Source organism: Paenibacillus sp. EKM212P (assembly GCF_011066115.1).
Lineage (GTDB): Bacteria > Bacillota > Bacilli > Paenibacillales > Paenibacillaceae > Paenibacillus > Paenibacillus polymyxa_B.
Genome location: NZ_JAAMNR010000004.1, coordinates 395,807 through 408,202, shown reverse-complemented (window position 1 = coordinate 408,202; position 12,396 = coordinate 395,807). Strand labels below are relative to the sequence as shown.

At 47.1% G+C, this 12,396-nt stretch carries 12 protein-coding genes; all 12 read left to right on the top strand.

Annotated elements, in window-relative coordinates; translation table 11 throughout:
• The first annotated feature begins 23 nt into the window (after nucleotides 1-23).
• The gene (locus G9G54_RS14455) at nucleotides 24-3,698 is read left to right on the top strand and encodes a nitrate reductase subunit alpha (RefSeq protein ID WP_165178589.1); all 3,675 of its coding nucleotides are present in this window, start codon (nucleotides 24-26) and stop codon (nucleotides 3,696-3,698) included.
• Complete coding sequence (gene narH, locus G9G54_RS14450) at nucleotides 3,688-5,265, top strand: nitrate reductase subunit beta (protein WP_028542275.1); 1,578 nt, start codon at nucleotides 3,688-3,690, stop codon at nucleotides 5,263-5,265. Before G9G54_RS14455 ends, narH begins: the two co-directional genes overlap by 11 nt.
• A complete protein-coding gene (gene narJ, locus G9G54_RS14445; RefSeq protein WP_039274409.1) occupies nucleotides 5,258-5,824 on the top strand; it encodes a nitrate reductase molybdenum cofactor assembly chaperone in 567 nt (188 codons plus the stop codon). The genes narH and narJ overlap by 8 nt, the downstream gene beginning before the upstream one ends.
• Nucleotides 5,824-6,507, top strand: coding sequence for a respiratory nitrate reductase subunit gamma (gene narI / locus G9G54_RS14440; protein ID WP_165178754.1), 684 nt, complete (start codon nucleotides 5,824-5,826; stop codon nucleotides 6,505-6,507). The genes narJ and narI overlap by 1 nt, the downstream gene beginning before the upstream one ends.
• A 45-nt stretch (nucleotides 6,508-6,552) precedes the next feature.
• A complete protein-coding gene (locus G9G54_RS14435; protein ID WP_029515512.1) occupies nucleotides 6,553-7,005 on the top strand; it encodes a GAF domain-containing protein in 453 nt (150 codons plus the stop codon).
• A complete protein-coding gene (locus G9G54_RS14430; protein WP_165178588.1) occupies nucleotides 7,006-8,070 on the top strand; it encodes a PAS domain-containing sensor histidine kinase in 1,065 nt (354 codons plus the stop codon).
• A gap of 7 nt (nucleotides 8,071-8,077) precedes the next feature.
• Nucleotides 8,078-8,725, top strand: coding sequence for a response regulator transcription factor (locus G9G54_RS14425; protein ID WP_165178753.1), 648 nt, complete (start codon nucleotides 8,078-8,080; stop codon nucleotides 8,723-8,725).
• A 22-nt stretch (nucleotides 8,726-8,747) separates the two neighbouring features.
• The gene (locus tag G9G54_RS14420) at nucleotides 8,748-9,278 is read left to right on the top strand and encodes a hemerythrin domain-containing protein (protein ID WP_185156299.1); all 531 of its coding nucleotides are present in this window, start codon (nucleotides 8,748-8,750) and stop codon (nucleotides 9,276-9,278) included.
• A 165-nt stretch (nucleotides 9,279-9,443) separates the two neighbouring features.
• Nucleotides 9,444-10,598: a nitrate/nitrite transporter gene (locus G9G54_RS14415; RefSeq protein WP_165178586.1), complete on the top strand. Its 1,155-nt coding sequence runs from the start codon at nucleotides 9,444-9,446 to the stop codon at nucleotides 10,596-10,598.
• Complete coding sequence (locus tag G9G54_RS14410; RefSeq protein ID WP_165178585.1) at nucleotides 10,591-11,610, top strand: ThiF family adenylyltransferase; 1,020 nt, start codon at nucleotides 10,591-10,593, stop codon at nucleotides 11,608-11,610. The genes G9G54_RS14415 and G9G54_RS14410 overlap by 8 nt, the downstream gene beginning before the upstream one ends.
• An 85-nt stretch (nucleotides 11,611-11,695) precedes the next feature.
• Nucleotides 11,696-12,139 carry a molybdenum cofactor biosynthesis protein MoaE gene (locus G9G54_RS14405; RefSeq protein ID WP_039274531.1) on the top strand — a complete coding sequence of 148 codons (444 nt, stop codon included), beginning with the start codon at nucleotides 11,696-11,698 and terminating at the stop codon, nucleotides 12,137-12,139.
• A complete protein-coding gene (locus tag G9G54_RS14400; RefSeq protein WP_069290094.1) occupies nucleotides 12,132-12,365 on the top strand; it encodes a MoaD/ThiS family protein in 234 nt (77 codons plus the stop codon). Before G9G54_RS14405 ends, G9G54_RS14400 begins: the two co-directional genes overlap by 8 nt.
• The last annotated feature ends 31 nt before the right edge of the window (nucleotides 12,366-12,396 follow it).

Sequence of the window (12,396 nt, the reverse complement as noted above, 5' to 3'; positions counted from 1 at the left end):
CTAAAAAGGAGTGTTGGTCATCGATGAAAAAGAAATACAACCTCAACTTTTTTAAACCGATCGAAAGCTATTCGGGAAATTGGTCAATCCTTGAGGAAAAAAATAGAGAATGGGAAAACGTGTATCGTCAGCGTTGGTCTCACGACAAAGTGGTTCGGACGACTCACGGAGTGAACTGCACCGGTTCCTGTAGTTGGAAGGTTTTTGTCAAAAACGGCATCATTACCTGGGAAAATCAACAGATCGATTATCCTTCCTGCGGTGTAGATATGCCAGAATTTGAACCGCGGGGATGCCCGCGGGGGGCTACATTTTCCTGGTATGAATACAGTCCATTACGCGTGAAATATCCCTATATGCGCGGTAAGCTGTTGCGGCTTTGGCAGGCGGCCATCCAGGAGCATGCCAATCCGGTGGAAGCATGGGCAAGCATTGTGGAAGATCCAGAGAAAGCCAAGCTCTACAAATCAGCTCGCGGAAAAGGCGGTCATGTCCGTGTCACTTGGGACGATGTCCTGCGTCTGATCTCGGCACAACTCATCTATACCATTCGTAAATACGGTCCTGACCGGATTGCGGGCTTTACGCCAATCCCGGCGATGTCAATGATAAGCTACGCTTCAGGAGCCCGATTCATTTCGCTACTGGGTGGGCAGATGTTGAGTTTTTATGACTGGTATGCCGATCTTCCTCCTTCATCTCCTCAAATTTGGGGTGAGCAGACGGATGTACCGGAATCTTCTGATTGGTACAATGCGGGTTACCTGATTATGTGGGGATCGAACGTACCGCTTACCCGGACGCCAGACGCTCATTTTATGACGGAAGTACGATATAAGGGAACAAAAGTCGTATCCGTGGCTCCCGACTTGGCGGAGAATGTGAAGTTCGCTGACAACTGGCTTGCCCCACATCCGGGTACAGATGCTGCCGTAGCCCAGGCTATGACGCATGTTATTTTGGATGAGTTTTACAAAGAGCGCCAAGAACCGATGTTCATTAACTATGCCAAACAATATACGGATATGCCGTTTATGATTCTGCTTGATCCACACGAGGGAGCCTGGAAAGGTGGACGTTTTCTACGGGCGAGTGACCTGGGGGATGCTTCGCCGCATGCGGACTGGAAGCCGGTCATATATGACGAAGCGGCGGGGGAAATGCTGGTCCCGAACGGTACGATGGGACAGCGCTGGGAGCAGGATAAGAAATGGAACCTGATTCTGGAACGGGAAGATGGAACAAAGGTTGAGCCCGCGCTCACTGTGGAAGGTCATGGCGAGCAATGGGAAGAAATCGTATTCCCTTACTTTGATAACGCGGGTAATGGAACGTTCAAACGTGTAATTCCGGCCAAAAAAGTACGCTTGGCAGATGGCTCGGAACGTTACGTAGCAACTGTGTACGATTTGATGATGAGCCAGTATGGTGTCGCACGCAATGACAGCCCTCATAACGCCAAAAATTATTACGACGAAGCTTCGCATTATACCCCTGCCTGGCAGGAGAAGATCACAGGTGTGAAGGCGTCTGTTGTGGTACAGATTGCTCGGGAATTTGCCCAAAATGCTATCGATACTAAAGGTCGCTCCATGATTATTATGGGTGCGGGTATCAACCACTGGTTCAATAGTGACACGATCTATCGGTCCATCTTGAATCTTGTCGTGTTGACGGCTTCCCAAGGTGTAAACGGTGGAGGCTGGGCGCATTATGTGGGTCAAGAAAAGCTCCGCCCCATCGAAGGCTGGTCAACGATTGCCTTTGCAAAAGACTGGCAAGGGGCGGCTCGACAGCAAAATGCTACATCGTTTTTCTACTTTGCAACAGAGCAGTGGCGTTACGAAGAAAGTGGAACAGACACCTTGAAGTCACCGATTGGCGGAGATGTCAGTTACAGACATCCAGCAGACTACAACGTGCTCGCAGCGCGTCTGGGATGGCTGCCTTCTTATCCACAGTTTAATAAAAACAGTCTACTGTTCGCCGAAGAGGCTGCGCAATTAGGCAAGAAGTCCAACGAGGACATCATTAATCATTCTGTGGAAGAGATTAAATCACGTAAGACACGCTTCGCTGTAGAAGATCCTGGGGCAGCCGAGAACTTCCCGCGCTCACTCTTTGTTTGGCGGTCAAACCTGATTTCCAGTTCGGCGAAGGGACAAGAGTATTTTATGAAACATTTACTCGGAGCATCTGATGCCCTGCTTGCCCGGCCGAACGAAGAACAGAAACCTGAGGAAATCGTCTGGAGAGAAGATGTAGAAGGAAAGCTTGATTTGATGGTTGCACTTGATTTCCGGATGACAACAACTCCATTGTACGCGGACATCGTGCTTCCGGCGGCAACCTGGTACGAAAAAACAGACTTGTCGTCAACAGACATGCATCCTTTCGTGCATCCATTTAATCCGGCTGTTAACCCTCTGTGGGAATCCCGCGCGGACTGGGATATTTACCGCCAGCTTTCCGAAGTCTTTTCGGATATGGCAAAAGAGTATCTACCAGGAATATATAAAGACCTTGTGACCGCGCCGCTCGCACACGATAGTATAGGCGAAATTTCACAGCCGATGGGTCTTGTAAAGGATTGGACGAAGGGCGAGATTGAAGCGACTCCGGGTAAAACCATGCCGAATTTCAGCATCATCGAACGCGATTATACTAAAATTCACGATAAATTTATCTCACTCGGTCCGAATTTGACTAGTGGGAAAGCAGGTGCGCATGGCGTCAGCTTCTCCGTAGCGGACGAATATGAGGAAATGAAAAAGTTGAACGGAGTTTATTACGATGAATCCATTAAAGACGGGCTGCCCAAAATCCAGACAGCTCGCCAAGTAGCCAATGCAATTCTTCACCTTTCATCCGCGACTAATGGACGGGTGTCGCAAAAGGCTTATGAGCAGGCAGAAGAGCTTCACGGTGTGGAACTCAAAGATATCTCGGCCGATCGGGCAGCGGAAAGGATCACTTTCCAAAGTATAACGGCACAGCCACGGGAAGTTATACCGACACCAGTATTCACTGGATCGAACAAGAAGGGACGCCGCTATTCACCATTTACAACGAATATTGAACGTCTCGTTCCGTTTCGTACTTTGACGGGGAGACAGCATTTCTATATTGATCATGAGATTTTCCAACAATTTGGAGAATCATTGCCGATCTACAAACCGACGCTGCCGCCAATGGTGTTCGGCCCTCGCGATCGGGAAATAAAAGGCGGGCAAGATTCACTCGTGCTCCGTTATCTGACACCGCACGGTAAATGGAATATTCACTCCACCTACCAGGATAACCAGCACATGCTTACACTGTTTCGCGGAGGTCCTACGGTGTGGATCAACAACGAAGACGCAGAGGCACACGATCTTGCCGACAATGACTGGGTAGAGGTATACAACCGTAACGGCGTCGTAACGGCCCGGACTGTTGTCAGCCACCGGATGCCAAGAGGAACGATGTTCATGTACCATGCTCAGGATAAGCACATTCAAGTGCCAGGCTCCGAAATCACGGATACACGCGGCGGTAGTCATAACGCACCTACAAGAATTCATCTCAAACCAACCCAGATGGTCGGTGGATATGCTCAGCTTAGTTATGGATTCAACTATTATGGTCCGATCGGCAACCAGCGTGATGTGTACGTTGCGGTACGTAAAATGAAGGAGGTTAACTGGCTTGAAGATTAAAGCTCAAATTGCCATGGTCATGAACCTGGATAAGTGTATTGGCTGTCATACGTGCAGCGTGACATGTAAAACAACCTGGACGAACCGCAAAGGTGCGGAATATATGTGGTTTAACAATGTGGAAACCAAACCGGGTATCGGTTATCCGAAGCGCTGGGAAGATCAGGAATTATATAAAGGGGGCTGGCAGCTCCGCAAAGGGAAACTGGAACTGAAGTCAGGCAACAAGCTGTCCAAGATAGCACTGGGTAAGATTTTTTACAATCCAGACATGCCGGAAATGAAAGATTATTATGAGCCCTGGACTTACAATTACGAGCAACTGACCAACGCTGGTGAACAGAAGCATTCACCTGTGGCACGCGCGCATTCTGCGGTAACGGGTGAAAAAATGGATTTGGAATGGGGTCCAAACTGGGAAGATGATCTGGCGGGTGCGCATGTAACGGGTCCGCTTGATCCAAATATTCAGAAAATCGAAGAAGAGATTAAATTTAACTTTGAGAAGTCTTTCATGGTTTATCTCCCACGGCTTTGCGAACATTGCCTAAATCCAAGCTGTGTCGCGTCATGTCCTTCGGGCGCCATGTACAAACGGGACGAGGACGGAATCGTGCTCGTGGATCAGGAAGCCTGCCGTGGATGGCGGTATTGCATGACGGGCTGCCCATACAAAAAAGTGTACTTTAACTGGCAGACGAACAAAGCGGAAAAATGTACCTTCTGTTTCCCACGTGTGGAAGCTGGCCTGCCGACAGTCTGCTCCGAGACATGTACAGGACGAATTCGCTACCTCGGCGTTATGCTGTATGACGCGGATCGAGTGCTTGAGGCCGCTTCTACGCAGGATGAGAAAGAGCTTTATAAAGCGCAGTGCGACCTGTTCATGGATCCAAGTGATCCGGCAGTGATTGCTCAAGCGAGAAAAGACGGTATCTCGGAGGACTGGATTGAAGCAGCGCAGAACTCGCCGGTCTACAAGCTTGCCATTGAGCACAAGCTGGCATTCCCGCTTCATCCGGAATACCGCACATTACCTATGGTCTGGTATGTGCCACCACTTAGTCCGATCATGAATTACTTTGAAGGGAAAGACTCGATTGAGAATCCCGATATGATCTTTCCGGCTATCGAAGAGATGCGCACCCCTATTCAGTATCTTGCCAATATGCTGACAGCGGGCGACACGCAAACTGTGAAGGAATCCTTGCAGCGAATGGCTATGATGCGCTCCTATATGCGTGCCCAGTCCACAGGACAATCTTTCGATGAAAGCCGTCTTGAGCGCATCGGCATGACACCGCGGCAGACCGAACAGATGTATCGACTTCTGGCGATTGCCAAGTATGAGGATCGTTTCGTCATACCGACATCGCATAAAGAAGGATATTCGAATCCGTACCGGGCTCAAGGATCTGCTGGTTACGGCGATACCATGGGAAACATGGGTTCTGGCTCTGGATGTGATGGCTGTAGTATGGCAAGTTCGATGGGGATGGAAGAGCCTTTGAAAACTGGCAAAGAAATGTATGAAGAAAACTTCTACGGGGGTATTTGGCGTGATTAATGTAGCGAAGTTGTATGAATGCAAGCCATCATTCGGGTTTTTCGCTCAGCAACTCATGTACCCGGAAAAGCTGGATTTTCATCCGGCTTTTCTGGAAGCATCGTTTGATCCGAACCATCCAGCATATACGTATGCGAACACCTACTGGTCCCTTATGCAAGAGTTCAGTATGGAAGAGATTCAGGAAATGTATACGGAAACCTTTGATTTTCAAAAAAATTGTGCACTATATATGACTTACTTTAAATTCGAAGATGCAAAAGAACGGGGACAAATGTTGGTCAAGTTAAAGGTGCTATACGAGATGTATGGTCTTGAAATGCCAGATGGAGAGTTGCCAGATTACCTTCCGCTCATGTGTGAATTTCTGTATGCCGCCGAATGGGCGCAAGATCCGAAGACGACAGAAAACTTCCGCATGCCAATCGCGATCCTGGAAGACGGCACATATCATTTGCTTAAAGCGCTGGAAAAAATGGAAAGTCCGTATTTTCATCTGGTGAAGGGACTGCGCGAAACGCTTAAAGCTTGCGTAGAACAGGAGGCAGCCGCGCAATGATGATGCTAGAGCAGTTTTTATGGGTCATTTTCCCTTATATGTGCGTGGTCGTCTTTATTGTAGGCCATATTTTCCGCTACAGAAACGACCAGTTCAATTGGACAGCGAAATCAAGTGAGTTTATTGAAAAAAAACAATTGATGATCGGAAGTCTCTTATTCCACCTGGGTATTATCCCGGTTATTATGGGTCATGTATCCGGTCTGGGCATACCAAAAACCTGGATGCATGCACTGGGTGTAAACGATCATCTGTACCATATTGGAGCAGTTTATGTTGGTGGATTATTTGGAGCGATGACGTTCCTCGGTATGTTGATTCTTACCTCTCGTCGTTTTACAATACGCAATGTACGCCGTTTAAGTACAGCGTCTGATTTGGTTGTAAACGTATTGCTTTTGGCCATTGTATGCATGGGGATGTTTGCGACTCTCGTAACGAATGCGGTACAGCCAGAATTCGATTATCGAGAGACGATCTCAATCTGGTTCCGCGGTTTATTCATATTCCGTGTCGACCCGACACTGATGAGAGACGTACCGATGTCCTTCAAGCTTCATATCCTTATGGCCTTTGCGATTTTTGCATTCTGGCCGTTTACCCGGCTTGTACATGTGTGGAGTGTTCCGTTGAATTATGTGCGCAGAAGTTATATCCTTTACAGAAGACATAAATCGAATTAGGAAAGCGGGCTCTGCCTTCTTTCCTAATTCTATTAGGAGAGAGCGATGAATAATAGGATGGATTATCAAAGGGAGCTTGAGCGAATACGCGAACATTTCGGTTATGATTTCATGGCGCTTGCTCTGGTTGAACCGGCCGAATATCAATACGTAATTAAATGGAAAAATGCAGCCGGTAATTTAAATGATCGCTTTAAGCGAATTGTACTGCAATCCGGAAAGGGCATAGCAGGAGTCGTGTTCAAAACTGGGAAATCCGTTTTCATTCCATCTGTTCATCAATATGTGGGGGCAGACAACCTGTTTAACTACCCGATCGTTCAATCCGAGAAGCTCAAGAGTCTCGGGGCTGTTCCCCTATGGAATGATGCTCGCGTCGCGGGCGTACTGCTTGGTGGATTTCGGGAAGAACTGCTGATGACCGCAGCCATGATGCGTGATTTGGAAGCTTTGGCGCATAGGGGATTTGGAGAGTTGAACGGGAAGGAAGTGATGTAATTGACATTATCTGTAGGGACTGGCTCTTTGAATACGCTAATGGTGAAGTTGTTTGAGAACAGTACAGAAGCCATTTTCTTTTTTGATGGGCAAGGGAACACCCTAGCTATGAACCCGGCAGCGGAGGAGATTGTGAGCGATGACGTCCTCATTCAACTCTATGAAGGGAAGGAAAAAGCTTTGTGTGGAACATGCAGGGGCTATACAAGCGAAACGGAGCCCCGTACCTGCCTTGATTGTTATTTCAATATGCCAGAATCCAAGGATTTTGCTTCTTTTCAGGTTTATCTGGAAACAAAGAGCAACGGAATGATCCCCTATGCTGCTTCTTTTCACACCATTGATTCTGAACATGGAACACGGGTGTTGATGTTGAGAGACTTGACTCCGCAATTTCAGACGCAGGAAAAATTGTATCAAAACAAAATGATGAAGCATGTCATTGAAGCGCAGGAAAATGAGCGTAAACGGCTTTCCAGGGAACTGCACGACAGTGTCGCCCAGGAATTGATGAGCGCGGTTGTTGAACTGCGGGTATTAAAATACATGACGAATGATGAACAGCTCATCAAAAACATGAAGCAGACCGAAGCATCCATGACGCGATTGCTGGATGATATCCGCAACCTGTCTGTGGAACTTCGCCCCGCCACACTTGATGATTTTGGGCTTGAAGCGGCATTTCGTTCCCACTTTAAGAGGGTTGAACAAAGCTTTGGTCTTGTCGTTGAATTTGTGTCGGATCTTTCCCAAAAACGATATGGAAGTGAAAAGGAAACGGTCATTTACCGTGTCTGCCAGGAGGCTGTTCTCAATGCCTTGAAGTATGCCCAGGTAGACATGGTTAAAGTTTCTTTGACTGAGCACGATCATACGCTTCGTTTGACGGTAGAGGACGATGGAGTTGGCTTTGAAAAGGGGAGCCAGCCTATTGGAACGGGATTAGGTTTATATGGCATGCAGGAGCGAGCAGAGCTGGTAGGCGGAAGTTTTGGCGTCCTTTCAAATGTTGGTCAGGGAACCAAAGTCTTTTTACAAATTCCGATTGGCCAAGAGGAGGAATAGAGACTTGATCAAAATTGTGTTAGCGGACGACCATGCTATTGTACGAAGTGGATTTTCCATGATTTTGAACTTCCAATCGGATATGGAGGTTGTCGGAACGGCTGCGGATGGCATTGAAGCGTATGCGATGGTAGCTAAATATCGTCCGGATATTCTAATCATGGACCTCAGCATGCCCCCAGGCGAAAGTGGATTGATCGCCACAGGTAAGATTAAAGAGGACCACCCTGATACTAAAATTCTGATTCTGACCATGCATGACGATGAAGAATATCTTTTTCATATTTTAAAGAATGGTGCTTCAGGATACGTTTTGAAAAATGCTCCAGATGAGGAGCTATTGCTTGCTATACGAACCATTCATGGGGGTGGGACTTATATCCATCCTAAAATGGCTACTTCTCTCGTTCGTGAGTTCATCAAAAAAGATACGACGTCACAATCAGAAGATCCTTATGAGATCCTGTCCAAGCGGGAACTGGAGATTCTGCCTCTGGTCGCAAAAGGTTACGGTAACAAGGAAGTTGCGGAAAAGCTGTTCATCTCTGTCAAGACGGTGGAAGCGAACAAAGCGAAAATCATGGAGAAATTGAATTTAAGAAGCCGGCCTGAACTGGTCCAATATGCATTAAAGAAAAAAATGCTGGATTTTTAGCCGATGAATGGAGGAAATCCGCGTGCTGGAAAATGAGAAACTGCGCTTTTCCAAACCTGCCATGCGTATTCTTGAAAATGAGCATCGATATCTAACCTATCTGATGGATGAATGGCATGCCATTGTATTGTGGTTTGAGCAGCACAGAATACTAGATTTGGAAGAAGGCCGCAAGCAACTGGAAAAACTGAGAATGCAGATTATCGACTTTAGGGTACCCCTCAAGAAACATACCGAAAAGGAAGAAGAACACTTCTTTTCTATGCTAGGAACCTACATTGGTTTTGAGCAGGGACCGCTCGTCGGTATACAGGAGGAGCACCGTGAAATAGAGGGCTATATCGATCATTTTCTTCATCAGACGGAGGGCGATTTGAGTTTGCTCACGCTTGATGACATTCAGGAGGCAGCCAAGAACGCGGGAGAGGCCTTTGAAGTGCTGACTGTACATTTTATAAAAGAAGAAACTGTACTTTTTCCTATGGCAGAGCAACAGATCAATCGGAATGATCTAACCAGGTTATGTGACAAATTAAATACACTTATCTCTTAAAAAGACCAAGTCGCTTCTTATAGAAGCGGCTTTTTATATTTTCAGGGAGTCCCCTGTCAGGTAAAGGGGAGTCCCCTATATTCGAATGGATCGGCTAGCGGCTACAATGGGGACAGAAAATTCAATTAATAATTCGACAGAAAAAACGTTGAAAAGGTGAGTTAAATGATTAGAAAAATGCAGTTGCCGCTACAAACATTGAACTTGATTCTTGGATTCATGGTATGGGTTATCATTTCTTCGCTTATGCCGTTCATTACGGAGGATATTGCTATTCCACCCGGAAAATTGGCCATGGTCACGGCGATTCCGGTCGTACTGGGATCGGTTCTGCGCATTCCGCTTGGTTATTATGCCAACATCTTCGGAGCAAGAATCGTTTTTCTCGTTAGCTTTATTTTGCTTTTGTTTCCCGTCTACTATATCAGTGAAGCTTCTACGATGATGGATTTAATTATCGGTGGCTTGTTCCTTGGGATTGGAGGAGCTGTGTTCTCGGTAGGGGTGACTTCGCTGCCGAAGTATTACCCAAAGGAAAAGCATGGGTTTGTAAATGGGATGTATGGTATAGGAAATTTGGGAACAGCCATCACTACCTTCTCGGCCCCTATTGTGGCTACCCAAATTGGCTGGGCCCCTACAGTGAAGCTGTATCTCATTCTGCTGCTAGTTTTTATCGTTATGAATTTCTTCTTAGGGGACCGTCATGAAGCTAAAGTGAAGACGCCCATTATGGAGCAGATTAAAGGCGTCTACAAAAATGAGAAGCTTTGGTTTTTCTCGCTCTTTTATTTTATTACATTTGGCTCATTTGTAGCGTTCACGGTGTACTTGCCGAATTTCCTGGTATCAAATTTTGAACTGACCAAAGTGGATGCAGGGATGCGTACAGCAGGCTTCATAGCGATTGCCACTTTCTTCCGCCCCATCGGTGGCTGGCTGGCGGATCGGTTTCAGCCCCTGTTCCTGCTGGTAGGCACGTTCTCTGTTTATACGGTCGCTGCGATTCTTTTGGCTTTTTCACCAGGGATTACCCTGTATACAGTAGGCTGCTTGGCGATCGCTGTAAGTGCTGGAGTGGGGAACGGCGTCATTTTCAAGCTAGTTCCATTTTATTTTAATAAACAAGCAGGTATAGTTAACGGAATTGTATCCATGATGGGCGGCCTCGGTGGCTTTTTCCCTCCGATCTTGTTGTCGACGATTCATGCCGCTACTGGCCAATATTCCATTGGATTCATGCTACTCTCTCAAGTGGCGCTGGCTAGCCTGATCCTCGTTATATGGCTGTATTATCAAGGGACACAATCTAATGAATGAACGTTATTCCAGACAGATCTTATTTAGACCTATTGGTGGCGAAGGGCAGCGTAATTTATCCGCTGCTGTCGTCACCATTATCGGTTGCGGGGCACTGGGTTCCGCCATTGCCGAAACACTGGTAAGAGCGGGCGTTGGGGAGCTTCATCTTGTTGACAGGGATTATGTGGAGATATCGAATCTGCAACGTCAGCAGTTGTTTACGGAGCAGGACGCCGCGGAAATGCAACCTAAGGTCATGGCAGCTGAAAAAAGGTTGAAAGCCATACGAGAAGACGTGAGGTTGCACACATATCTCGATAACTTGGATGCCGAGCTTGTTCAAGAACTTGCCAGCAAAAGTATATTGCTAATGGATGCTACGGATAATTTCGAAACTCGTCTACTTATTAACGATGCTGCACTGAAGACAGGAATTCCATGGATTTACGGAGCCTGTGTTGGAAGCACAGGCGTTGTTTTTCCATTCGTGCCGGGAGAGTCTGCTTGTTTACGCTGCCTTCTGCCATCGTTGCCTGCGATCAATCAGACCTGCGATACGGCTGGAATCATCTCACCCGCAGTCCAGGTGACAGCTGCCCTCCAATGTGCAGAAGCCATGAAGTGGCTGAGCGGCAGACGTGATAAGATGCGCCGCAAGGTTCATCTTTTTGATCTATGGGAGAATACCCAGATGGACATAGGGATTTCCCGCATCCGTAACCAAGATTGTCCAACCTGTGGAGAGCATCCTACGTTTCCTGCACTGACAGCATCACGTCGCTCGGCGTATGCGGCTCTGTGCGGACGGAACGTGGTACAGGTTCTTCCAGACCCACAGCGTCCGATCACGCTCGATGATGCAGAGAAAATGGGCAGGCTTATAGCAGATCGTGTAAAAAGAACCCCTTATTTCGTTGAATTTTATGCTTTTAAGCATCGAATGATTTTATTCAAAAACGGAAGGCTTCTCATACACGGTGTACGGAGTGTTGCCAACGGTCAAAAACTATATCATCAGCTGTTCGGTTAAATGAGATGTAGATACAAAAAGCAGAAACATTTAAAAGAGTCTGTCACCGGAGAGTGGCTTGTCCGGTGGCTGGAAGGTGGAAAAGATGAGTGTATTTGAAATCGTAACGGAGCCCATTATCCCGCAGGCTTATGCGGATTATGTCCTAAGGCCGGAAGCAGGAGCGGTGACTATTTTTACAGGGCACGTACGAGAATGGACTCAAGGCGTACGGACCTTATACCTTGCTTATGAGGCCTACGTCCCCATGGCCCAAAAAAAACTCACAGAGATTGGTCGCGAAATCGAACAGAAATGGGAAGGGACGCGAGTGGCAATCGCGCACCGCATTGGCGAGCTTCAAATCGGTGATATCGCCGTTGTCATTGCCGTTTCTTCACCTCACCGTTCGGATGCGTATGAGGCAAATGAATACGCGATCGAACGAATTAAAGAAATAGTTCCTATTTGGAAACGAGAGATTTGGGAAGATGGAACGCAGTGGGTCGGAGGTCAAAAGAAAAAGCCGGGGGAGATCAGTCATGATTAAGCTGTACTACTTTGCGGGACTCCGTGAGGTGACGGGAAAAACAGAAGAATTGGCAGATTTGGCGGGCCAAACGGTAGGCGATTTATCCAATTGGATAACAGATCAATATCCAGATATGCCAATCCAGTCTGTGCGAATTGCGATAAACGAAGAGTATGCGTTGTCTACGGATGTATTACAGGATGGAGACATTGCAGCCTTCATTCCCCCAGTCAGCGGCGGCTAATGATAACGATGTTAAACAACTAGAAAGGAGG

Bases quoted from the DNA above. Each gene is read 5' to 3' on its own strand.
- G9G54_RS14455 (WP_165178589.1), top strand. From the start codon at position 24: ATGAAAAAGAAATACAACCTCAACTTTTTTAAACCGATCGAAAGCTAT.
- narI (WP_165178754.1), top strand. From the start codon at position 5,824: ATGATGCTAGAGCAGTTTTTATGGGTCATTTTCCCTTATATGTGCGTG.
- G9G54_RS14435 (WP_029515512.1), top strand. From the start codon at position 6,553: ATGAATAATAGGATGGATTATCAAAGGGAGCTTGAGCGAATACGCGAA.
- G9G54_RS14415 (WP_165178586.1), top strand. From the start codon at position 9,444: ATGATTAGAAAAATGCAGTTGCCGCTACAAACATTGAACTTGATTCTT.
- G9G54_RS14410 (WP_165178585.1), top strand. From the start codon at position 10,591: ATGAATGAACGTTATTCCAGACAGATCTTATTTAGACCTATTGGTGGC.
- G9G54_RS14405 (WP_039274531.1), top strand. From the start codon at position 11,696: ATGAGTGTATTTGAAATCGTAACGGAGCCCATTATCCCGCAGGCTTAT.
- G9G54_RS14400 (WP_069290094.1), top strand. From the start codon at position 12,132: ATGATTAAGCTGTACTACTTTGCGGGACTCCGTGAGGTGACGGGAAAA.